At 27.9% G+C, this 24,693-nt stretch carries 22 protein-coding genes; 6 read left to right on the top strand and 16 right to left on the bottom strand.

Going from position 1 to position 24,693, the window contains the following annotated elements; genetic code table 11:
- Positions 1-180: 180 nt before the first annotated feature.
- From B0174_RS07575 to hisH, 4 genes are all read right to left on the bottom strand, one after another.
- Entirely contained in the window at positions 181-2,037 is a 1,857-nt protein-coding gene (locus B0174_RS07575) for a GGDEF domain-containing protein (RefSeq protein WP_108559283.1), read from the bottom strand.
- Between the two features lie 135 nt (positions 2,038-2,172).
- Positions 2,173-2,910 carry a 1-(5-phosphoribosyl)-5-[(5-phosphoribosylamino)methylideneamino]imidazole-4-carboxamide isomerase gene (hisA, locus tag B0174_RS07570; RefSeq protein ID WP_108559281.1) on the bottom strand — a complete coding sequence of 246 codons (738 nt, stop codon included), beginning with the start codon at positions 2,908-2,910 and terminating at the stop codon, positions 2,173-2,175.
- 13 nt (positions 2,911-2,923) lie between these two features.
- Positions 2,924-3,775 carry a TIGR01777 family oxidoreductase gene (locus B0174_RS07565; RefSeq protein ID WP_108559279.1) on the bottom strand — a complete coding sequence of 284 codons (852 nt, stop codon included), beginning with the start codon at positions 3,773-3,775 and terminating at the stop codon, positions 2,924-2,926.
- A gap of 9 nt (positions 3,776-3,784) precedes the next feature.
- The gene (hisH, locus tag B0174_RS07560; protein WP_108559277.1) at positions 3,785-4,393 is read right to left on the bottom strand and encodes an imidazole glycerol phosphate synthase subunit HisH; all 609 of its coding nucleotides are present in this window, start codon (positions 4,391-4,393) and stop codon (positions 3,785-3,787) included.
- Positions 4,394-4,554: 161 nt separating this feature from the next.
- Here hisH and B0174_RS07555 point away from each other — a divergent pair, with 161 nt between their 5' ends.
- The gene (locus tag B0174_RS07555) at positions 4,555-6,309 is read left to right on the top strand and encodes a Na/Pi cotransporter family protein (protein ID WP_108559275.1); all 1,755 of its coding nucleotides are present in this window, start codon (positions 4,555-4,557) and stop codon (positions 6,307-6,309) included.
- Between the two features lie 4 nt (positions 6,310-6,313).
- Here the strand turns inward: B0174_RS07555 and B0174_RS07550 are convergent, their stop codons facing one another.
- Positions 6,314-6,937 (bottom strand): ComF family protein, encoded by a 624-nt coding sequence (locus B0174_RS07550; protein ID WP_228156432.1) that lies wholly within the window; start codon positions 6,935-6,937, stop codon positions 6,314-6,316.
- 241 nt (positions 6,938-7,178) lie between these two features.
- On the opposite strand from B0174_RS07550, the gene B0174_RS07545 reads away from it, so the two are divergent.
- Positions 7,179-7,589, top strand: a complete 411-nt coding sequence (locus B0174_RS07545) for a hypothetical protein (RefSeq protein WP_108559273.1) — start codon at positions 7,179-7,181, stop codon at positions 7,587-7,589.
- A gap of 140 nt (positions 7,590-7,729) precedes the next feature.
- On the opposite strand, the gene lepA is transcribed toward B0174_RS07545, so the two are convergent.
- From lepA to B0174_RS07530, 3 genes are all read right to left on the bottom strand, one after another.
- Complete coding sequence (lepA, locus tag B0174_RS07540) at positions 7,730-9,517, bottom strand: translation elongation factor 4 (protein WP_108559271.1); 1,788 nt, start codon at positions 9,515-9,517, stop codon at positions 7,730-7,732.
- A 149-nt stretch (positions 9,518-9,666) separates the two neighbouring features.
- On the bottom strand, positions 9,667-10,686 hold the full coding sequence (locus tag B0174_RS07535) for an OmpA family protein (protein ID WP_108559269.1): 1,020 nt from the start codon (positions 10,684-10,686) through the stop codon (positions 9,667-9,669).
- A gap of 58 nt (positions 10,687-10,744) precedes the next feature.
- A complete protein-coding gene (locus B0174_RS07530; RefSeq protein ID WP_108559267.1) occupies positions 10,745-11,677 on the bottom strand; it encodes a ribose-phosphate pyrophosphokinase in 933 nt (310 codons plus the stop codon).
- 267 nt (positions 11,678-11,944) lie between these two features.
- Here B0174_RS07530 and B0174_RS07525 point away from each other — a divergent pair, with 267 nt between their 5' ends.
- Complete coding sequence (locus tag B0174_RS07525) at positions 11,945-13,078, top strand: Opr family porin (RefSeq protein WP_108559265.1); 1,134 nt, start codon at positions 11,945-11,947, stop codon at positions 13,076-13,078.
- A 60-nt stretch (positions 13,079-13,138) separates the two neighbouring features.
- Here the strand turns inward: B0174_RS07525 and mnmA are convergent, their stop codons facing one another.
- The 3 genes from mnmA to B0174_RS07510 are packed head-to-tail and all read right to left on the bottom strand — an operon-like array spanning position 13,139 to position 15,725.
- Positions 13,139-14,173, bottom strand: a complete 1,035-nt coding sequence (mnmA, locus tag B0174_RS07520) for a tRNA 2-thiouridine(34) synthase MnmA (protein ID WP_205663507.1) — start codon at positions 14,171-14,173, stop codon at positions 13,139-13,141.
- Positions 14,174-14,175: 2 nt separating this feature from the next.
- On the bottom strand, positions 14,176-14,652 hold the full coding sequence (gene folK / locus B0174_RS07515) for a 2-amino-4-hydroxy-6-hydroxymethyldihydropteridine diphosphokinase (protein WP_108559261.1): 477 nt from the start codon (positions 14,650-14,652) through the stop codon (positions 14,176-14,178).
- A gap of 47 nt (positions 14,653-14,699) precedes the next feature.
- On the bottom strand, positions 14,700-15,725 hold the full coding sequence (locus B0174_RS07510) for a M24 family metallopeptidase (RefSeq protein WP_108559259.1): 1,026 nt from the start codon (positions 15,723-15,725) through the stop codon (positions 14,700-14,702).
- Between the two features lie 76 nt (positions 15,726-15,801).
- Between B0174_RS07510 and aroQ the strand changes: the two genes are divergently transcribed.
- Genes aroQ through sppA form a run of 3 tightly spaced genes read left to right on the top strand, consistent with a single transcriptional unit; the run spans position 15,802 to position 18,382 of the window.
- Complete coding sequence (gene aroQ, locus B0174_RS07505; RefSeq protein ID WP_108559257.1) at positions 15,802-16,272, top strand: type II 3-dehydroquinate dehydratase; 471 nt, start codon at positions 15,802-15,804, stop codon at positions 16,270-16,272.
- A gap of 9 nt (positions 16,273-16,281) precedes the next feature.
- Positions 16,282-17,505: an aminofutalosine deaminase family hydrolase gene (mqnF, locus tag B0174_RS07500; RefSeq protein ID WP_108559255.1), complete on the top strand. Its 1,224-nt coding sequence runs from the start codon at positions 16,282-16,284 to the stop codon at positions 17,503-17,505.
- Positions 17,498-18,382, top strand: a complete 885-nt coding sequence (sppA, locus tag B0174_RS07495) for a signal peptide peptidase SppA (RefSeq protein ID WP_108559253.1) — start codon at positions 17,498-17,500, stop codon at positions 18,380-18,382. The genes mqnF and sppA overlap by 8 nt, the downstream gene beginning before the upstream one ends.
- Positions 18,383-18,449: 67 nt before the next feature.
- Here the strand turns inward: sppA and B0174_RS07490 are convergent, their stop codons facing one another.
- The 5 genes from B0174_RS07490 to B0174_RS07470 form a co-directional block, all read right to left on the bottom strand.
- Entirely contained in the window at positions 18,450-19,655 is a 1,206-nt protein-coding gene (locus tag B0174_RS07490; protein WP_108559251.1) for an acetate/propionate family kinase, read from the bottom strand.
- Between the two features lie 28 nt (positions 19,656-19,683).
- The gene (gene pta, locus B0174_RS07485; protein ID WP_108559248.1) at positions 19,684-20,679 is read right to left on the bottom strand and encodes a phosphate acetyltransferase; all 996 of its coding nucleotides are present in this window, start codon (positions 20,677-20,679) and stop codon (positions 19,684-19,686) included.
- Between the two features lie 276 nt (positions 20,680-20,955).
- On the bottom strand, positions 20,956-22,149 hold the full coding sequence (locus tag B0174_RS07480) for an acetate/propionate family kinase (RefSeq protein WP_108559246.1): 1,194 nt from the start codon (positions 22,147-22,149) through the stop codon (positions 20,956-20,958).
- Between the two features lie 13 nt (positions 22,150-22,162).
- Positions 22,163-22,783, bottom strand: a complete 621-nt coding sequence (locus B0174_RS07475; RefSeq protein ID WP_108559244.1) for a 3'-5' exonuclease — start codon at positions 22,781-22,783, stop codon at positions 22,163-22,165.
- A complete protein-coding gene (locus tag B0174_RS07470; protein WP_108559242.1) occupies positions 22,776-24,617 on the bottom strand; it encodes a putative nucleotidyltransferase substrate binding domain-containing protein in 1,842 nt (613 codons plus the stop codon). The genes B0174_RS07475 and B0174_RS07470 overlap by 8 nt, the downstream gene beginning before the upstream one ends.
- Positions 24,618-24,693 lie beyond the last annotated feature (76 nt).

Below are 24,693 nucleotides of genomic sequence, written 5' to 3'. Positions count from 1 at the left end.
TGTCTAGTGTTAGAAATTGGTTTGAAATTTACCCTCAACTTAGTATATTTTTCAGTGAAATTGTGTCAAAATATACTAAGTAATTAAAGGGTAACTGGTGGGTTTACACAGTTTATTTTACAGTCTCGTTGAGAAGTAAACTCTTAAAAAGAACTGCATAATTATATGCAGTTCTTCTTTTTAATAATTATCTTTATCACTACCTTTTAAAAGATCTCTTGTAAATCTTATAACTTTATTTCTTCCTGTTTCTTTTGCTTTGTAAAGACATAAATCGGCAAATTTAATACATTTCCAAATCTGGTCTGTATCGCTTGGGAAAAATGCATAACCAATACTTACTGTTTTACTAAAAGAATCATTATTAAATGTAAATACAAGTTTTGCAAACTCTTGATTAATTCTATTTGCTAATTCCTCTGCACTTTCAACAGTTGGATTTTTCATTATAATTAAAAACTCTTCACCACCAAATCTAATTATAAATTCATTTTCAGTAATAGCACTTTTCATTGTTGATGAAAGTTTTTGAAGTATTGCATCACCTGCATCATGTCCATAGGTATCATTTACCATTTTAAAGTAGTCAATATCTAAAAACATAACTGCATAAGTCATACCTTTAGATAATTCATGAGGCATTTTTTTATCAATAAATTCATCTAAATATTTTCTATTATAAAGACCTGTTAATCCATCGACTAAATTTCTTTCTCTTAAAACATCCATTAACATTCGACTTTCTAAAATAGGTTTAGTCTCTTCAAGATATTTTTTGATTATTCCAATTTGATATTTAGAATGCTTTAGACACTCTTTATCTTCACATAAAATATGTATAGTTATACTTTTTTGGTCATTTATTAAAAATGGAATACAAATATAATCAGTATCATTTTTACAAGTTGCAACTCTACAAATTTCAGGAAAATTCTCAGATATAACAATAGTGTCTGTTCTTTCAGCTCTACATTGTTCTTTTACATTGTTCAAAATTGCACAACATGGTTTAATATTTTTTGTAGAAAAAATTATTGTTCTTTCATCTTTTAATAAATCATTTTCGAAAATATAAAAAGATTTGATTAATAATTTGTCTTTTAATACTTGCACTAATCTATAGTAAATATCTTCTTTTGTTAAATCAGTTTCAATTGTTTTTTTATAGTTATAAATTTCTGAAATATCTTCTATTATCTCTTTTGCAGTTAATAATTTGTCATTATTTACATTTGATACTCTATTATGAACAAATGCTGTTAGATTTTTTTCAATTCCTGTTAATACAGTTTCAAGTTTTTCTATAATTTCATTTAACCATAAAGAAGCTTCTTTATCTTCTTTTAAAACACCTTCTTTTGCTCTTACTGAATAATCACCATCGTGAACTTGTTTTAAAACTTCTGTAATTGCATCAAATGAACTTGTATATGGTTTGATTTTTTTACTAATATAAATCAATATAAAAATTAAGAAAAGAGAGATTATTCCAATAACATTTAACAAAATAGCAATGCTTGAAATCCTATCTTCTTGAATATCAAATTTTAAAGAAATAGCACCTAATACTTCTCCTTCTTTTGCATTATGACAAGATAAACAATTTGGCTTATCAAGTGAAGAAGCAGTATATGGAATAGTGATTCTTAATGAAGCATTTTTTAAAGATTCAGTTGTTATAACTCTTTCGATACCTGTTCTTAAAACTTCTTCATCAATAGTATCTCTTGGAATTTCATTTCCTAATCCAGATTTACCAAATTGCTGACTTATTGTTTTTGATCTAACTATCCATAAATCACTTACTTCTTTTAATTGCGCCATACTGTCTAGGAAAACATCTCTTTGATGCATATTCCCATTAACCATATGTGATGTTAAAGATTTTTTGACTATATCGGCTGTTAAATAAGCTCTTTTTTTTGCACTATCATAACCTGTTTGCCTAGAACCAAGTGCCACTAAAGCTACTATTACAATTGTTAATATTGTAACCATAGTGAAAATTATAATAGTTATCTTTTTGTTAGAGTTCATCAACTAGCCTTTATAAATTATTTTAATTATAATAACATAAAATTATTTTTATGTATATACTTTTTAAATAATTTTCGAAATTTACGAATAAACTATAGTTATGATGCTAGTTAATGAAAATATTTTTTAAAGAAATCAAATAATACTTTTTATTTGTAAATTATTTTCTAAAACTTTAAAAGCCTCTTCTAAATCAAGAGTTCCTTCATAAAATGCTTTTCCTACAATAACACCCGCAATATTTCCATTTGCTTTACAATTTATGATGTCATTTATATCTTTTACTCCACCAGATGCAATTGTATCAACTTTTGATGCAAGGGCAATTGATTCCGTGAATTCGACATTTACTCCACAAAGCATTCCATCTTTGCTTATATCTGTACAGATGATTGCTAGAACTCCAGCATTTGCAAATTCTTGAGCTAAATCAGTTGCTTTCATCGTAGAAACTTCAGCCCAACCCTCAACCGCAACCATTCCATTCATAGCATCAATTCCAACAGCAATCGGATATTTAGCAGCCATATCTTTTACAAATTGTGGATTTTTTACTGCAATTGAACCAAGAATAAGTCTATCAACTCCAAGTTCAACATACATTTTGATAGTTTCTTCATCTCTAATCCCACCACCAAGTTCGATTTTTAGATTACAGTTTTCTCTGATTTTTTTGATTTGTTCTAAGTTCGCAGGTTTCCCCTCAAATGCGCCATTTAAATCAACTATATGAACCCATTTAGAACCTAATTCTTCAAATCTTTTAGCCACCATCCAAGGTTCATCTGAATAGATTTTTGCACTATCCATCAATCCTTTACTAAGTCTTACAGCTTTTCCATCTTTTAAATCAATTGCTGGTAAAATATCCATATTAATCCTTATTTTATTTACATAAATCTTCTATAGTTTCTTCTATATTTTTGAATTTAAATTCAAATCCCAAATCCAATAATTCTTCAGGAACCGCACTTTGTCCATCTGTTAGAACTTTGGCACCTTCACTAAAAATTAGTTTTAAAATAAATTCTGGAACTGGAAGTATAGTAGGTCTTTTTAGTGTTTTTCCTAAAGCTTTTGTAAGACCTTTATTTGTTGTGGGAATTGGAGCTGTGATATTAAATACATCTTCAAACTCATTTTCAATTACAAATTTATAAGCATTTAATAAATCATCAATATGAATATATGAAAATGCTTGATTCCCGCTTCCAATAATTCCACCAAGTCCTAATTTAAATGGAGTTATCATTTTTTGTAAAGCACCACCATTTTTTCCTAAAACTATTCCAAATCTAAAAATAGATACTTTTGTAGTTTCATTTTTTGCTTTTAAAGCTTCTTTTTCCCACTCTTGACAAAGTTTTGAAAGAAAATCATTTGAATAAGTTCCATTTTCATCATAAGTAGTTTTATTGTCATAAATCCCAACAGCAGAAGTTGAAATAAGAAGTTTTGGTTTATTTTGAACATTATTAATTGCATTTACTATTTTTGAAGTTGTATCAATTCTACTTGAATAAAGAAGTTTTTTATATGCTTCATTCCATCTATTTATGATGTTTGCACCAGCTAAATTAATTACAATTTGAGTTGAATTCAAAGTCTCTTCTAATTTTTGTTTATTATTTAAAATATCTCTTGAAATAGGAATAATTTTATATCCAAGATTAGAAAAATATTTTGTTAAACTTGTTCCAACAAATCCACTAGCACCAGTAATTGCAATAGTTTTCATAAAATTTCCTTATTTTAAATTTATAAAGTTCTTTAAAATTTTTAGTCCATTATCATGTGATTTTTCAGGATGTGGCTGTAAACCATAAATATTATCTTTATTAACAGCACTTGTGAAATCATAACCATAAGTTGTAGTTCCAATGATATTTTTTTCACTAGTAACCGCGTGATATGAGTGAACAAAATACAAATATGGATCTTTTAATCCTTCAAATAAGGCGTGTTCTTTATTTCTTATTGTATTCCAACCCATGTGAGGAATTTTGAAATCTTCATGCATTTTTGACTTATCAAATTTCACAACTTGCCCATCAATTAATCCAAGACCATCTGTATGACCAAATTCTTGTGAGCTTTCAAATAAAAGTTGCATTCCCAAACAAATACCAATCATTGGTTTTCCACTTTTTGCAAACTCATAAACAGCTTCATTCATCCCTGTTTGAATAAGATGTTCCATTGCATCTTTGTAAGCACCAACACCTGGCAAAATAACTCTATTAAAATTTTTTAAATCTTCTGGATTTTTAACAATTGTAGCTTTTGCATCTATTAATTTACAAGCATTGTAAACACTTGCTAAATTCCCCATGTTATAATCTATTATTCCTATCATAAACAATTCCTATTTCATATATCTTGATTATATCTTATATTAAATGTGAGTTACTTAAGAGACAAAAAATTATCTTCTACTTTAAAAATAAATACATTTAAAAGCTATCATAATGCTATGTTTTAAATGTATTATTTATTATATACTTTTGGAGGAGTGTAATGGTTAAAAAAATGTTTTTTCCTCTATTATTTTTGGTTTTAGCTTATTTCGTTTTTTCTTATGAAAATGCTAAAATTATTGTTGCTGGAGTTGCTATTTTTTTAGTTGGTATGTTTTTTTTAGATGAAGGATTTAAACTTTTTTCTGGAGGTTTTTTAGAACATATTTTAGAAAAATTTACAAATACTTTGCCAAAAGCTATTGGAACAGGTTTTATAATCACTTCAGTTATTCAAAGTTCATCCCTTACAAGTGTAATCCTAATCTCTTTTTTAGCAACTGATTTAATTGGATTAAGTGAAGCAATAGGTGTAATCTTAGGTTCAAGTTTAGGCTCTTCCACAACTGCTTGGTTAATTGCAACACTTGGATTAAAAATAAAAATTTCTCATTATGCTATGCCTATAATTATTTTTGGTATATTTTTTAGATTTTCAAAAGAACAAAGAAATAAAGGTTTAGGCAATATTTTATTAGGTTTAGGATTTATTTTTTTAGGAATATCTTATATGGTTAATGGTTTTTCATCATTAAAAGATAGTATTGATTTATCAGTTTATGCTCTTGATGGTTTTTTTGGAATGTTTATTTATTCTATTTTGGGAGGTATAATGACTTTTGTTGTGCAATCAAGTTCGGCAAGTATTGCTATAATTTTGACAGCACTTGCAAGTATGCAAATAGTTTATATAAATGCACTCTCAACTGTAATTGGTGGAAAAATTGGAAGTACAGCAACAACTGTTTTGGGAGCTGTATCTTCAAATGCAAATGGTAAAAGATTAGCTCTTGCTCAATTTATTCTCAATCTAACAGCTGCTATTTTTGCAACAATTTTTATATATCCAATTATATATTTGATTGATTTTATTGCACAATATTTTGGTGTAGCAGCAGATAATTATGTTATAAAATTAACAATGTTTCAAACTTTATTTAATATTGTGGCTGTTATTATTTTGATTCCATTTATTCCTTTGATGGTAAAAACACTACAAAAACTTTTTATTCCTAAAATAAAATCTTGGGCTAAACCGCAATATTTAAATGATGAAGTTATTCAAATACCAAAAACTGCAATCATTAGTTTGCGAAAAGAGAATAAAAACTTTTATTACAATCTTTTAAAATCAATTAAACACCAATTAAAAATAAATGATGAAGATTTGCATTTTTCTCATTATGAAAATAAAACAAATAACATACAAAATATAAAAATAGATAAAATTTATAAAGAAAATTTAAAGTTATTACATGATGATATTATTCAATTTTCTTCAGAAGCACAAAAAAATATGAATGAAGAAGATTCTCAAGTTGTAAATTTATTAAAATCTGCAACAAATCAGATGAATAAACTTCTAAAAAATATTAAGAAATTAGAAAAAAATCTGGAAAATAATCAAAAAAATAAAGATAAATATGTTACATCTGAATATGAAATTATAAAAGATTTGATGCTTATGGTTTTTAGAGAATTAAAGTACATAAGACAAAATCATAATTTGGATGATATTGATCGCCTTTATAAAGTAAAAGCATTAAAACAAAAACTAAATTCAATTGAAAATATACGAAATATTAGAATAGATAAGTTAATAAATTCAAAAAAAATCAATGCCTCTGTTGCTACAAATTTAATATATGATTTGTCTTTTGCTATTTTTATTTGTAATAGACTTATTGATGTAACAATGATTTTATGGGTTGAAGATAAGGTTTTACTTGAAATTGCAGAAGAAAATGATAATTAAAATTTTAGAGTTTTGCATCAGCTAATGTTAGAGAAAATAGAACTTGATTATTCTTTTTCTCTAAAGCTTTTTTCGCTTCTTTAATAGTAGAACCTGTGGTAATTAAATCATCACATAAAATAGTTATTTGATTAGTGATATTTTTAACTTGAAATTTTCTTGGATTTTTTTGTCTAAATTCCAAATCTTTTCCTGCATATTTTATAATATTAGAAGCTTTTAAAGTGTTGTATTTAGGAGTTATAAATTCAGATTTTAAATGTCTTGCTAAAATAGCTGTATGAGAAAAATCATGTCGTGTATGGTCATCAATAGGAATTGCGTAAACTTCATTTGTAAAACTGAAATTCTGAGCAAATTTAGCAAAAGAGAGTTTTGCTAAAATATTAAAAACTCTATCTCCATGAAAATAGTATTTTGATAAGATTAAATCTTCTAGTTCTGAAAGAGTATAAAAAGAGTAGTTGAAAAATCCATCTTCTATTTCTCTTTTGTGGAAAGAGGGGATTAAAAGATTATTTTGACAATCTTTACAGATAATTTGGAATGATAGGTTTTTACAGGTTATGCATAACATGAAAATAATAATATCATAAATTATGTTTATTTCTTTGTTGTGATGCTTCATACTTTTCTTTTTAGTAAAGAAAAGTAAGCAAAAGAAAAGCGTTCGCAGGGATTCAAAATAGCTAAAAAATCTATCTAAATTCTAAAATTTGAAAACTTGACTTCGTACCTCAGTCTTCAGACAGTTCAAATTTCTTAACGAATTTAGATAGATTTTTTTTTACGCTATTTTGAAAATGCTCACATTTAAGAGTGTAGTTCAGATTTTGCTATAATGATTGAAATTATTTAGAAGGAAATTAATGCCTGATTTAGGAAGTATATCAACAGCAATTGCTACTATAAAAACATCAATGGAGATTGCAAAACTTATAAAAGATAGTAGTAGTTCTCTGGATGAAGCAGAAACGAAATTGAAATTAGCAGAATTAATTAGTTCTTTAGTAGATTTAAAAACAGAGTTAGCCGATATTAAAGTGGATTTAATTGATAAAGATGATGAAATCAGAGACTTAAAGAAAAAGTTACAAGATAAAAGTACTATTACTTTTGATGATAATATATATTGGAAAGAAATTGATCGAAAAAAAGAAGGTCCTTTTTGTCCAACTTGTTTTGATGTAAATGAATTGAGTGTAAGATTACATAAAGATGGACCAGGATGGTGGTGTAAAAATTGTCGAGACCATTTTGATGAGAGTACAAAATATTAAATATATAGATAATTTTTAAAAATAGAGTTTTAGATTTTGAGTGAAGTTCAAGGAAAAAAGAGAATTTAAAGCGCAGCGTACTAAGAGTACGTGAGCATTTAAATTATTGATTTGACGCAGAAATTCGCCAAAAGATGAAATTATATTTTTAAAACTGCCATGAATGCTTCTTGAGGTACATTTACTTTTCCTATGGCTTTCATTCTTTTTTTACCAGCTTTTTGTTTTTCTAGTAATTTTCTTTTTCTTGTAATATCTCCACCGTAACATTTTGCAGTTACATTTTTACCTGTTGATTTTACAGTTTCTCTTGCAATTACATTATTTCCGATACTTGCTTGGATTGCAACTTCAAATAATTGTCTTGGAATTAACTCTTTTAAGGCTTTGATAAATTCTCTTCCTTTTGAAAGTGCTTTATTCTCAGGCACGATAATTGAAAGTGCATCTACGATTTCACCTGCAACTTTAATATCTAGTTTTTGTAAAACACCTGGTCTAAATCCAATTGGTTCATAATCAAAAGAGGCATAACCTTTTGTTGTTGATTTTAATTTATCATAAAAATCCATTACGATTTCATTCATTGGAATATCATAATCTAGTAAAACTCTTTTACCGATGTAATCCATTTTATTTTGATTACCTCTTTTGTCATTAAGAAGTTTGATAACATTTCCTAAGAATTCATCAGGTACTAAAATTGTAGCTTTTACATAAGGTTCAAAAATCGTATCTATGTAGTTTGGAGCTGGTAATTCACTTGGGTTTTGGATCGTAATTCTTGTTCCATCTGTTTTTAAAATTTCATAAACAACCGTTGGTGCAGTTGCTATTAAATCTAAATCAAACTCTCTTTCAAGTCTTTCTTTGATTACTTCCATGTGAAGCATTCCTAAAAATCCTGTTCTAAATCCACTTCCTAAAGCTGCTGAACTTTCAGGTTCAAATGAGATTGAACTATCGTTTAATTGTAGTTTATTTAAAGCATCTCTTAAATCTTCAAATTTATCTGTTTCAATTGGATAAATTCCTGCAAATACAAATGGTTTAGCAGGTTCAAATCCATCGATTACTTCAGCTGTTGGATTTTTCGCGTCAGTAATTGTATCTCCAACGGCGATACTATTTGTTGTTTTAAGTCCCAGTATAACAATTCCAATTTCACCTGTTTCAATAACATTTGTTTTTGTTGGTTTTCTAGGATGTGGATACATTAAATTAAGAACTTGATGTTCTTCTTGTGTATTCATCATTCTAATCATTTGACCTTTTTTGATACTTCCATCATAAACTCTAACAAGTGCTAAAGCTCCAAGATAATTATCAAACCAAGAATCATAAATCAAAGCTTTTGTAGGAGCATCTGTATCACCAACTGGTGACGGAATTCTATCAACGATAGCATCAATTAACGCTTTTACTCCAACACCTGTTTTTGCACTGATTAGATTACTTTCCGTACAATCAATTCCAATTGCTTCTTCAACTTCTTCTAAAACTCTATCTGGATCAGCACTTGGCAAATCAATTTTATTTACAACTGGAAGAATTTCTAGGTCATTATCCATAGCAATATATACATTAGCAATAGTTTGAGCTTCAACACCTTGTGTTGCATCAATAATTAAAAGTGCTCCATCAGAAGAGGCTAATGAACGGCTTACTTCATAAGAAAAGTCAACATGACCTGGAGTGTCAATTAGATTTAGAATATAATTTTGTCCATCTTTTACATAATTAAGTCTTACACTTTGAGCCTTAATTGTAATCCCTCTTTCTTGTTCTATATCCATAGTATCCATCATTTGTGCTGATAAATCTCTATCTGCAACTGCACCACATTCTTGAATTATTCTATCTGCAAGAGTTGATTTTCCATGGTCAATATGAGCAATAATACTAAAGTTTCTAATATTTTTTTGCAAGGGTAATTCCTATAAGTTGTTTATTGTGTTATTTATTATATCGCGATTGTATCTAAAGTTTTGTAAGTTTATTGTTAAATAGGAATTGGTAGAAATAAAAAAAGGGGCTGAGATAAACTCAAGCCCCTTATATTCTAAAAAAATTAGAATTATTTGCTCATTACAGCTTCAACTCTTCTATTTTCAGCTCTACCTTCAACAGTATCATTTGAAGCAACTGGTTTAGTTTCACCATAACCAACAGCTTTAATTCTTGATGCGTCAACTTTTAATGCTTTTAATGCATTAACAGCAGCAGCAGCTCTTCTTTCAGATAATTTTTGATTGTAAGCATCTGAACCAACAGAATCAGTGTGTGCTCCAATTGTAGCTTTTAATTTTGGATTAGCATTCATCATTTTTGCGAATTCAGCTACTCTTGAATTGTAAGAATCTTTAATATCTGATTTGTTTGTATCAAAGTTAATATTTAAGTTAACTAAAGTCATACATCCAACAGTATCAACTTTTGAACCTTTCATAGTATCTGGACATTGGTCTAATTCATCAATTACACCATCACCATCAGAATCTTTAGGAGCTGCTGCAACAACAGGAGCTACAACAACAGGAGCTTTTTTCTCAACAACAGGAGCTGGTTTAGCAACTTCACCAAATGGAACAGCAAAACCTACATTATATAATAAGTTATTGTCTCCATGATCAGCTTCAATTAAATGTCTAACATCGAATTTTAAAGCAAATTGGTCTGCAATTTTATATTTAATTCCAGCACCATAGTTACCAAATAATCCGTCTTTATTTCCATTACCTTCGTTGTCAAAAATTTCAACACCAGCACCAACTAATGTATATAATGATACATCAGAAGTTAAGCTATATTCTTTAATAAAGTTAGTAAATATTCTTGTAATACCAGTATCAGCATTAGTTCCTTTGTAATTTACATCTTCAGTTGATCTTAAAAAACCAAGTTCAACTTGATCAATAAAAGAATCAAATTGATTAAATCCTAAACTTAATCCACCATTTGCATAACCTCTATCTAAACCTAAATTACCCTCAGTATAAACTCCACCAACTGTTGGTGTAATTTCATATTTGTAATCAGAGTTTGCAGCTAACATCATTGTTGCACAAGCAACAGTTGATAATATAATTTTTTTCATTGTTATTCCTTTTTAATTAATAATCACGCGAATTATACCGAAATTTTCTAGTTTTGCATCACGCAATAAAAATTGAATTAACAGATTCGTTATTGTGAATCCTTCTTATGGCTTCTCCAATCATAGTTGAAGCTGTTAATACAGTTATTTTTTTAGCATTTTTTCGTGTAGGAATTGTGTCAGAAATAACTAATTCATCCAATTCACCTTTTTCAATTCTATCATAAGCAGGTCCACTTAGAACACCATGTGTACAACATGCCATTACAGAATTTGCACCTTTTTTCTTTAAAACTTCTGCAGCTTTTACTAAAGTTCCAGCTGTATCAACCATATCATCAACCAAGATAACATCTTTACCTTTTACATCACCAATTATATTCATAACTTCAGATTCATTAGCTTTTTCTCTTTTTTTATCAACAATAACTAAGTCATAACCTAATTTGTCTGCATAAGATCTAGCTCGTGCAACTCCACCAATATCTGGACTTCCAATTATTGGGTTTGCTAAATTTTTAGACTTAATATAGTTTGCAAATAAAATAGAACCAAATAAGTTATCAGCAGGAATATTGAAAAAACCTTGAATTTGAGCAGCATGCAAATCAATAGTAACTACTCTTGAAATACCAGCAGTTTCTAAAATATCTGCAACTAATTTTGCAGTTATTGGAACTCTTGGTGCTGCTTTTCTATCTTGTCTTGCATATCCATAATATGGAATAACAGCTGAAATAGATTTTGCACTTGATCTTTTTAGAGCATCTACCATAATTAACAATTCCATTAAATTGTCATTTGTTGGTGCGCAAGTTGGTTGGATTATAAATACATCTTGTCCTCTTACACTTTCTGTAATTTGAACAGAGATTTCTCCATCACTAAATTTATTAAGAGTTGCATTTGAAACACACATTCCTAAATATTCTGCTACTTTTGTTGCAAATTCAGGGTTAGCTGAACCACTAAAAAGTTTAAATGTTGACATAAAAATTCCTTGGATTTTGATTGTGAGCATTTTATCTAAAGAGTACTTAATTGATATTAAGTTAATAAAAGATTAAGAAAAAAACTAATACTATAATAATGATTATCATAAACATTAATCAATATTTAGTAATGTATAGTATATATACATCTAAACTGTTTATTTTGATTTTTGTTGATGTTATAATTTTATTGTTCTTCTATAAAGAAAAGCTATTAATGCGATGATAGTTATTCAATATTAAAAAAATATTTGTAAGGAAAAAAAATGAAAAACCTTTTGTCAAGAAATAAAATAAGCTTAATTGCTTGTGGATTTATATTCAGTTCTTCTGTGGCTTTTAGTGCTGATACAATTGATTCTGCGTTTAAAGAAGGAAAAGTTTCAGGAAGCGTAGCTTTATATGGTGAAAAACATGATAATAAAGATGGTGTGAAAGATTCTGGATTTGGAAATGGACAAGCTACAGTTGCTTTTGAAACAGCTTCATTTTATGGATTTAATGCAAAAGCAGAATTTAAAGGAAATCTTGGTTTAGGTCAAATTGAAAAATATGATAGATCAGGTGATGCTGATTCTGCATTTGCAAACAATTCTTTAATGACAGAAGCATATCTTAAATATGCAATGGAAGGATTTTCTATAACAGCTGGTAGACAAGCTATTGATCTTGAATGGTTAGCTGATTACAATGAAGCTGTAGTTGCTGCAATTACTGCTATTCCTGATACAACAGTTGTTTTAGGATACTCACAAAGAAAAGCTGAATCAGGAATTGATTTAAGTGAAGATTTTCATGATATAAATGGAAATAAAGGAGTATATGTTCTTGATGTTAAATATGCTGGATTAGAAAGTGTAGAATTTAACCCTTATGTATATTCAGCTCCTGATGCAGTTGATTTTTATGGTTTAAAAACAACTATTACAACTGATTATTTTGGTCTAATTGCTCATTATGCAGAAAGTAGTGTTGATAAAAATAATGGGTATGAAGATGGATCAATTGGACATCTTGAACTAAATACGACTATTGCTGATATTTCTGCTGCAGTTGGATATATTAAAACTGATAAAGATGGTGGTGCTGCTATAATGACTACTGCTGGTGATAATATTTCTCCATTTGATACAGGGAATAGAACTTATGATCCAGATGCTAGAACTGTATATGGTTCTTTAGGATACACGATTGCTGATGTTGAATTAGGTGCATTATATGGTGTAACAACTTATGGAATAGATGATTCAAAAGAAAAAGAGTTGAACTTAACAGCATCTTATCCTATTACTGAATCTTTAACGGCAGCTATTTTATACGGAGATGTTAATGAAGATGCAACTGATACTGAATGGCATGATGACAAATATGTATTAGCAAGTGTAGAATATACATTCTAATATAAAGATAATTTAGGAGTTTAACTCCTAAATTATGAAACTAAATAAATCTTAATAGATTTATTTAGAACTTTCAATCCAAGCACTCCCAATTACTTTTTGTCCATCATAAAATACAGCTAATTGTCCAGCAGCAACGCCAAAAGCTGGCTCTTCTAGAGTTATATAGACTTTTTCATCTTCAATTTTTATATGACAAGGAGTTGATACTGAACGGTATCTTAGTTTTACACTACAAGAAAACTCAATATCATCAATAAACATATTTAGGTTCTTTCCAACTACTTCATTTACTTCTAATGCGGCTTTTTTACCAACTACAATAGTATTGTCTTTAGGATTTAATTTTGTTACAAAATGAGGATCATGCGCTCCATGAACTGTAAAACCTCTTCTTTTTCCTATTGTATAATGTGCATAACCTTTATGCTCACCAACAACATTTCCCTCTTCATCTAATACTTTTCCTGGAACATCAATATTTGCATGTCTTTTTACAACATCTGTATAAACAGTTTCAACAAAACAAATTTCTTGTGATTCACTTTTTTCTGTGATTCTTTTATATACACCTGAAAGAGTTGCTCCAAATTTTACAATATCTTCTTTTTTATAGGTACTTAAAGGAAACATCATAAAAGGAAGGGCTTCTTTATCTACTTGTGATAAAAAGTAGCTTTGATCTTTTGTTTTGTCATCAGCTTCATAGAAGAACTCACCATCAGTTTTTGCATAATGTCCCGTTGCTAAATAACTAGCAGCATGATCTTGAGCAAATTTTAACATTGCACCGAATTTTATATTTTTATTACATTTAACACATGGATTGGGAGTTGTTCCCTCAAGGTAAGCTTCTACGAAATAGTCATAAATTTCAGCAGTAAATTTATCAGCTAAGTCTAATATATGGTATTTAATATTTAAAAATTCAGCAACATCTTTTATGTAACCTAAATTTCTTTCGTGATAACCATCAGTTCTATTATGAAGTTTTAAATAAACACCCTCAACTTCATATCCATCTTTTTGTAGCATATAAGCAGTTACCGAAGAATCAATTCCACCACTCATACCAACCATTACTTTTTTTTTCATTATTACATCCTTTTTAAAGGAATAATCACTGACTCTCTACTTGCCCAATTTTTATGAGGTATAATTAAATCTTTTGTATTTATTTTTAAATTATCAAAAAATATTATATCTATATCCAAGGTTCTAGGCGCATCTTGAAAGGATCGCTTTCTTCCGAATTTATTTTCATATCTTTGCATTACTTTTAAAAAGCTATTAGGACAAAGATTAGTTTTGAGGCGAATTATACCATTTAGAAAGTCATTTTGTTCCAAGAATCCAAAAGGAGGGTTTCTTAAAAGTGGTGAAGTCATAAGTAAAGTAAATCTTGAATCTTGTTTTAAACATAAGATTAATTTATCAAATAATTTTTTTGTATTTCCAATATTTCCCCCAATTCCTATAGTTACAGTATATTTTTTACTTGAACTAGCATTGAACTTTTTAGGGAAATTAGCAGTATAAAAAAGTGTTAGATTTTGTGTTAATTTTTTTTTCATTTTTCTTCTTAAAATACTTAACTTATTAAATAAGTCAAGTATATTTTTTATAAAATTACAGCTTTTCCATTTTGCATTACAATTGTATCTTCAATTCTAACACCAAATTCATTTGGTAAATAAATTCCAGGTTCTATTGTAAATACCATATTTTCTTCAATTATTACATCTGATTTTGAGTTTATATTTGGAAATTCATGAATATCAAGTCCAACTCCATGTCCTGTGCTGTGAATAAAATATTTTCCAAATCCAGCTCTTTCTATTACATCCCTAGTTAATTTGTCAATTTCAGATGCTTTCATTCCAACTCTTGCTTTTTCTATGGCATTTAGTTGAGCTTTTAGAACAATATCATAAACTTTTTGATGTTTATCATTTTTAAAGTTTTGCCCTCTTTTAAAAGAAAATTTTTCAAAATCAACAACGCTTGTACAAGTTCTATCAGAACAATATCTTTTATATTTAACTCCAGCATCTACAAGAATTAAATCGTTTAGTTTTAATTTTTTGCTTGTAGGAAGGGCATGTGGTTTTGCTGCATTTTCATTTATAGCAACAATTGGTTCAAAACTAATATCAAGTTTTCCACTTTGACTCATTTTTTCAAAAGCTTTAAAATATAAAAATTGTTCGCTTTGATTAAGACCATTTTTTCTAATAAATTTTGCTAATTGTTTAAATCCATCTCTTCCAGCAACTGCAGCTTTTTTTAATAAAATTATCTCTTTATCTGATTTTATAATTCTTTTTTGCTTTGAAAAGTTTGGTTTTTCTATAAATTGAGTTTTTATATGTTCACTTAATTTTATGTATGTGGCATATGTAAAATCATTTGAATCAAATATAAGTTTTTTTATTTTATTTTTTTTTAGAATTTCTTTAGTTGTTTCTATTAGATTTGATGATTCAATAACTTGACAATTTTTTGCATATTCTTTAGCCTCAGTAACATATCTCGCATCTGTTATAAAATATTTTTCATCATTTAGATTTAAGAAGATTACATTGTCACAAGAAAATTTGCATTCAAAATAAATTGCATTCTCATTTTGCAGAATAAAGTTTTTCATAAAAAGCCTTTAATTTGGTATCGTTTAACATAAATTTTATTATAATCTTACCTAAAATTTATAAAAGGAATATAATATGAAAATTGCCGTAATTCAAGGTCCAAACCTGAATATGTTAGGAATTAGAGAACAACACATTTATGGTTCAATGGGATTGGAACAAATTCATGACCAATTAAAAACAGCTGCAGGACAAAATGGAGTTGAAGTTGAATTTTTTCAATCAAATCTTGAGGGTGAAATTATTGATAGAATCCAAGAATGTTTAGGAACTGTTGATGGAATTATGATAAATCCAGCTGCTTATTCTCACACATCAATAGCTATAAAAGATGCTTTAAGTGCAGTTGCAATGCCAGTTGTAGAAGTACACATTTCAAATATTTATAAAAGAGAAGAATTTAGACAAAAATCAATAACAGCAGGTGCTTCAACAGGTGTTATTTCAGGATTTGGACCTTTTGGTTATCATATGGGATTAATTGCTTTAATGCAAATAATTAGTGAAATTAAAGCAGTTACACAAGCACAACAAGAAAACGCTTAATAATTATTGATGAAAATAATAAGTGCAAATTGGATCGTAACTTGTGATGAAAACAATCGTATCATTAAAAATGGTGCAGTTGTTTTTGATGATAAAATTCTTGAAATTGATACGCTAGTTAATATAGAAAAAAAATATCCAAATATTGAAATACTAAAACTTGAAGAAAATTCAGTTTTAATGCCAGGACTTATAAATTCCCATGTACATTTAGAATTTAGTTCAAATACAACAACTTTAAAATATGGTAATTTTATGTCGTGGTTAAATTCTGTAATTAAAAGTAGAGATGATTTAATAAATAAAGCTGATAAAAAATTAATTTCCACAAAACTTGATAGAATGAAAAAAACAGGAACTACAACTATTGGAGCGATTTCTTCATACTCTTTTGATATGGAACCTTGTGTGAAAAGTCCAATTAATACAGTATTTTTTTGTGAAGTAATAGGTTCAAAAGGTGATATGGTTGATACTTTATTTGCTGATTTTAAAGATAGATTGAACAATGCAAAAAGATTAAAATCTAAAAACTTTATACCAGCAATTGCAATTCATTCACCATATTCAGTGCATCCTTTTTTAGTAAGAGAAACTTTAAATCTTGCTCGTGCTGAAAATTTAGCCGTTAGTTCACACTTTTTAGAATCACCTGAAGAGTTTTCTTGGCTTCACAAAGATGAAGGTTCTTTTTTGGATTTTTTCAAAAACTTTTTAGGACAAGAAAAAGCAGTTACAAAACCTATGGAGTTTTTAAATCTATTTTCTAATATCAAAAATCTTTCTTTTACTCATTGTGTGGAAGCGAGTGATGTAGATTTAGAAAAAATCAAAGATTTAGGTGCAAGTATTAATCATTGTGTAACTTCAAATAGAATTTTAAATAATAGTAAATTAGATTTATCAAGATTAAAAGATATTCCTTTTACAATAGGAACAGATGGGCTTAGTTCTAATAATTCTTTATCAATGTTTGATGAACTAAGAAATGTTTTAATGATTCATAGTGATAAAAATATTGTTGATTTTTCAAATATTTTATTAAAAGCTGCAACTTCAAATGCAGCAAATGCACTTGGATTAAATAAAGGAAAAATCAAAAAAGATTTTGATTCAGATATGATAACTTTTACTTTGCCAGACGAAGTCGAAGATATGGATGATTTAGCTATGCAAATTATTTTGCATACAAAATTTATGGATAAAGTAATAATAGGAGGAGAATTTGTTTAATTTTTTTAAGTTTATGTTTTCACCAATAATAGCTATTTTGGATTTTATTACTAAATATTTTAAAACAATAGTTTTTTTAACAATTATGTATTTTATAATTGTTCCATCAGATGAAAATTTAGTTGATAGTAGTATTCATGCAAATCTGCAAAAAATAGAATTATCAGGTCCAATAATGGATGTTTCAAAAATATTAGAAGATATTCAAAAAGCAAAAGAAGATAAAAATATAAAAGGTATTTTATTTGTTGTAAATTCTCCAGGAGGTGCTGTTGCTCCATCGGTTGAATTAGCTTACGCAATAAAAGAGTTAAAAGAGGTAAAACCAGTTGTTGTATATGCAAGTGGTGTGATTGCCAGTGGAAGTTATTATGCTTCAATTTGGGCAAATAAAATTATTGCAAACCCTGGAAGTATGGTGGGTTCAATTGGTGTTATTATGCAAGGTGTGAATGTTGAAGAACTAATGCAAAAAATAGGAATTTCAACACAAACTGTAAAAGCAGGGAAGTATAAAGAATCAGGAACACCAACTAGAAAATGGTTTGATTATGAAGAAAAACAACTTCAAGGTGTAATCGATGATACTTATAATATGTTTATAACAGATGTTGCAAGTGCTAGAAATCTGGATGTAAAAAATCATAATTTATTTGCAGATGCAAAAATATTTACTTCTAAACAAGCAAAAGAAGTTGGTTTAGTTGATGAGGTTGCAACTCTTTCTTATGCACAAAATAGTTTAATAAGTTTATCAAAAGTAGAAAATCCAGTATGGAAAAAAGAAGATAAATTTGAAAAATTTATGAATAAATTAATTAGTGAAGCTGTAACGAATATTAGTATGAATTTTGTAAGTGGATTAAAAGCTTATTAGATTTTGTAGTATTTTTAAGGGTTAAGAAGAAATAAAAAAAGGTAGAAGTTTTTAACTTCTACCTTTTTTATTTTGAAGAATTTAATTCAGATACAATTTTATATGTATCATTTGCAATTACAAACTCTTCATTTGTAGGAATAACAAATATTCTAGCAGCTGAACTATTTGTTGCAATATCTCTAGCTACTGATCTTCTTTTGTTGTTTTTAGTAGGATCTATAATTAATCCCATTCCATCAAGACCTGCACAAACGATTTCTCTGATTAACGCTGAGTTTTCACCAATTCCACCTGTAAAACATAATGCATCAACACCATCAAGTGCAGCAACATAAGCTCCTACATATTTTTTGATGTTATAAGCTACCATTTCAACAGCTAATCTACATCTATCATCACCATCTTGCATACCTTGTAAAACTTCTCTTAAATCAGATGATTTTCCAGAAATTCCTAAAATACCAGATTTTTTATTCATAATATCCATAATTTGGTCAATATCAAGACCTTCTTGTTTCATCATATATGAAACAGCACCAGCACCAACATCTCCACATCTTGTTCCCATCATTAAACCTTGAACAGGAGTAAGACCCATAGAAGTATCAATACATCTACCATTTAAAACAGCACTTACAGAAGAACCATTTCCTAAATGACAAACAATAATTCTAGTATTATGTTTTTTGTCTAACATTCCTTTTGCTTCATTTGAAACGAAGTAGTGGCTAGTTCCATGGAAACCATATTTTCTAATACCATGTTTAGTATATTGTTCATAAGGTAATGCGTACATATAAGCATAATCAGGCATTGTTTGATGAAATGCAGTATCAAATACAGCAACATTTGGTTTACCAGGCATTAATTCTTCACAAATTTCCATTCCCATAATATTCGCAGGATTATGTAATGGAGCTAATGGAATTAATTCTTTCATTTTATCAATAACTTTTTGAGAAACCATAACAGAAGATGCAAATTCTTCTCCACCATGAACGGCTCTGTGTCCTATTGCATCAATATCATCAATAGACTCGATAACTTTACCTTCACCACTTGTTAATGTTCTTAAAACTAATTCTATAGCTTCTTTATGTGTAGGCATTGCTACATTTAATGTAATTTTATTATCACCAAATTCATGTTTTAAAATACCATCTAATCCAATTCTTTCACAAAGACCAACTGCAAAAACTTCTTTTGTAATTGGGTTCATTAATTGATACTTTAAAGATGAACTACCTGCATTTAAAATAAATACTAACATATTATATTTCCTTTTTCTTGTGTTTAAATTATTTGATTTGAGTTGCTGTAATTGCAACTAAGTTTGCTATATCTTCAACTGAACAACCTCTTGATAAATCATTAACAGGTTGATTTAATCCTTGAACGATTGGTCCATGAGCTTCAGCACCTGCAAATCTTTGTACAAGTTTATATCCAATATTTCCAGATTGTAAATCAGGGAATACTAAAATATTTGCATGACCAGCTACTTTTGAACCTGGTGCTTTTTTAGCTCCAATTGCTTCAACAATAGCAGCATCTGCTTGTAATTCACCATCGAAAGCAAAGTTAACATTTCTATCTTCAAGAATTTCACATGCAAATTGAACTTTATCAACTAAAGGATGTTTCGCACTTCCTTTTGTAGAAAAAGATAACATAGCAACTCTTGGCTCAAGTCCTACAACACTAGCAGCAGTTGCTGCTGTTGCACATGCAATATCAGCTAATTGTTCAGCATTTGGTTCAGGAATAACAGCACAATCTGCAAATAAAATTAAACCATTATCACCAAATTTACCATCAGCTGTTTCCATAATAAATGTAGAAGAAACAGTATTAATTCCAGGAGCTGTTTTGATAACTTGAATAGCAGCTTTTAAAACATCTGCTGTTGGAGAGTTTGAACCTGCAACTAAACCATCTGCATCACCAAGTCTTACCATCATACAACCAAAAAATCTAGGTTCTGTAGTCATGATTTCAGTAGCTTCATCTTTTGAAAGATTTTTTGCTTTTCTTAATTCAACTAATTCATTAATGTATTTATCAATATTATCAAAGTTTTTAGGATCAATAATAGTTGCTCCATCAATATTAGCTCCGCATTTAGCAGCATCTGCTTTAATAGTTTCAACATTACCAATTAAAACAACTTTTGCTGTTTTCTCTGCTATAACCTGTTGCGCAGCTTTTAAAACTCTTTCATCTTCAGGCTCTGGAAGAACGATAGTTCTTAATTTTAATTTTGCTTTTTCTTTAATGCTTTCAATTAAACCCATCTTTAGTAATCCTTTCTAATTTAAACTTTCTTGAAAGATTATAATTTAGAAACATAGCATTAACATAGCAATGTTTTATAATCTTACTAAGTAAAATTTTATAGGATATTTCAAAAAAAGTACATAATAAGTACATAATTATGAAAAAAAAATGAATTTGTGCAAAATTGTAATATATTGGAGAAAGGATAGATTTAAAAGGGGATAATTAGGTAAGCTATGTACAATATTTGTACATAGCTTACAATTTTTTAATATTTTCTAATTTGTAACAAATTATTTAGATTTTACTAAATTATATGTGTCTTTTGCGATTACTAATTCTTCATTTGTTGGAATAATATAGATTTTTGTTTTTGAATCTTTTTTACTAATTTCTCTATTTCCTAATTCCCTTACTCTGTTTCTTTCTACATCAAGTTCAATTCCCATAAATTCTAAACCATGGCAAACTTTTTCTCTTATTAAATCAGAATTTTCACCAATTCCAGCAGTGAAACAAATCGCATCAACTCCACCCATTAATCCAGCATACGAACATAAATATTTTTTGATTCTATTACACAACATTTCAATAGTAATTTTTGATCTCATATCTCCATCTTTTGAAGCTTTAATCACTTCTCTTAAGTCAGAACTAATTCCAGAAATTCCTAAAATTCCAGATTTTTTATTTAAATAATCAAGAATCTGATTTGAAGTTAAATTTTTCTTTTCCATTAAATATGGAATAACACCAGCATCAATATCTCCTGATCTTGTTCCCATAATTAATCCCTCAAGTGGAGTTAATCCCATTGATGTACTAATAGATTTTCCATCTCTAACTGCACAAACAGATGAACCATTTCCTAAGTGACATACGATAATTTTTGAATCTTTTTTATTTAAGATTTTAATGGTTTCATTTGAAACATAATAATGACTTGTTCCATGAAATCCATATTTTCTTAAATGATGTTCTGTATAATCAGCATAAGGAACAGCATATAAATAGTTTTCTTTTGTCATAGTTTGATGAAATGCCGTATCAAATACAGTAACATTTGGAATATTTGGCATTAATTCTTGACAAATTTTTATTCCCATAATATTTGCAGGATTATGTAATGGCGCAAGGGGAACTAATTGTTCAATTTTTTCAATAACATCTTTTGTAACTATTGTAGATTCTTTGAAAAATTCTCCACCGTGTACAACTCTATGTCCAATTGCTTGAATCTCTTTAATTGAATTTATAACTTTAGTTTCGTCATTAGTTAAAATTCTAAGTACTAATTCAATAGCTTCTTTATGTGTGGGAATTGGTAATTCAAAAGTTAATTTTTTGTTTTCTCCAACTTCATGTTTTAAAATTCCATCTATACCAATTCTCTCAACTAATCCACTAGCTTTTAATTCAGCTGTTTTTGCGTTTATTAATTGATATTTTAAAGAAGATGATCCCGCGTTTAATACAAATACTAACATTTATTTTTTCCTTTTAATTTATTTTTACTTTTGGCAAATTTTTTAGTTTTATAAAAATCATTGAAGTCATAATTGCATCATTATATGCATCATGTTTTCCTAAACTTGGAATTTTCAATTCTTCCATGATTGTATTAAATCTTAAATCAATATTTGCTTGAGGTATTATTTCAATTTTATAATCATGGTAAATTGCAGAAACTTCAAGTAATTTATTTGGAAGAGTAATCCCTAATTTTGGCTTTATATATTTATTAATCATTGCAACATCAAATTCTAAAAAATATCCAACTAAAGTTCTATTTCCAATAAAATTTAAAAACTCTTCAATTACTGTGTCTATGTCCTCAGCATCTTCTAAATCACAAACTCTAATATGATGAATTTTGATTGCATCAGCTTGAAGTTTTGTTTTTGGTTTTACAAATTTTACAAATCTTTTACTTGAGATAATTGTATTATTTTTAATAATAACCGCACCAATAGAAACAATATCATCTTTTTTAGGATTTAATCCTGTTGTTTCACAATCAAAACATACATATTCATCATTTGATGTTTTATCAAATAAGAACTCATATTTATTGTCTTTTAAATTTTTCTTATTAAAATATTGAATTATATTTCTAAACATAATTCAACTTAAAGTGAAATTCTAATTTCTTTTTTAGTTTATTTACAATTTTAAATGACTCTTTTAATAAATCTTTTTCCATTGTATTTAAAGTATTTGGGTTAATATAATTATCTACTTCTTCTTGTTTGTCTAATTTCTCTAAATTTGATTTTAGATTTATGTTAGTTAAAAAATTAAATGCCATTGTTATCTCATTAGCAAGTTCAGTTTCAATTACACCTAATTCATTTAATCTTTTTATTCTTTTTGCAGTACTAGTATTATATAGTTTGTGTTCCAAACTAAGTGATCTCATTCCTTGTACAATTATGAAAATACCGCCTTTTTTGATGTTTAATTCATTTTTATGTTTATTGTCTTTACTATTAAAAACAAATCCATCAAAAAATCCTAATGGAACATCAAAACTTGATATTATTTTTGCAAAATGAGAATTAAATTGTTGAGAATTATCAATAATTTTAAATAAATATTCTTTTAATCTAAGAATTAATGCTCTATCTCCTGAAACACTAACCGCATCATAAAAAATTGCAATATTCATAAAATTATCAGGTGATGGTTGCGTTACCCATTCAAAAATTAAATCTTTAAAATCAGATTCTCTTCTGCACCAATATGGATTTGAAACCATAATATTTCCCTCACATCTAGGAAAACCAAAATCAACTAAAGTTTCAGTAAATCTAGTTGTGAATTCTTGAAGTTTTTCATCACTAATAGTACAGTCGTTTTCTAAAATAAGTGCGTTATCTTGGTCTGTTTTTAAGATTTGTTCACCTCTTCCTTCACTTCCCATTACAACTAAAGAAGATTTTCCTAAAAGCTCTTCAGGTGCTAACATTACATATAATTTATCTAATAATTTTTTATTTAATTGATTAATTAATTTTGCAATAAATTCAATTTTAACGCCTTTTGCATTTAATGATCTGATTATTTTTATAAATGATAAAGATGCTTCTTTTAACTCTTCAAGTGTTTCTGCTTTTACAATTTGATTTGAAACAGAAAATGTATTTGTTGCAAAAAATGATGATAATGAAATTTGATCTAAGATTCCAACAATCTCTTTTTTATCATTTTGAACTACTACTCTCTTAAGTCCATGTTTTGCCATTGTTAGTTGGGCATTGAATAAAAAATCATCTTCATTTACATAAATTAAACCTTTTGAAGCAATTTTTATAACTTTATCATCAAAATCCATTCTATTTAGGATTACTTTTTGTCTAAAATCAGAATCAGTTACAATATACATTTCACCTTTTTCATCTTTTAATAAAACTGTAGGAACTTTTTCTTTTTTTATAATTGATGCGGCTTCAAATATTGTTTTTTCTGTATCAATAATTACGGCTTTGTGAATTTTTGCATCTTTTATTTTTGCAACCATAATATTAGCCATCTCTTTATTATTTTCGTTGTTAATATTATTACTTATTTTTTCTGAGATAGATTGGAAAAAATAGTTTTTTAATGTAGAGTTTTCATGTAAAGTTTTTATAAAAATATCTCTTGGTAATATGTAGCAAATAGTTTCTTCTACTGTTATAAAGACATTTTTAGAGTAGTTTTCAATTAATGAAATAGAATCGAAAATCTCGTTTTTTGAATATAAACTTAGTACTTCATCTTCTTGTTTTTCTTGTATTAAACCTTTTAATATGAAATACAAATGAGTAGGTTCACAATTTTGTTTTTGTATTACCTCATTTTCTTTGAAATAAGCAATATCAATATTTTCAACAAATAATTCTAGTTGATTTATTGTAAGGCTTTCAAATGGATGAATTGATGATATGAAAGATTCTTGTTCTGGTATACTCATAGCTTCCCTTTTTAATGGTTTTGTGAGTATATTTTAGCCAAAAATGAATAAGAAAATTATTACCTTCTATGAAAAT

Source organism: Arcobacter caeni (assembly GCF_003063245.1).
GTDB lineage: Bacteria > Campylobacterota > Campylobacteria > Campylobacterales > Arcobacteraceae > Aliarcobacter > Aliarcobacter caeni.
The sequence above is the reverse complement of the archived record's forward strand: the minus strand, read 5'-3'. Positions and strand labels throughout refer to the sequence as shown.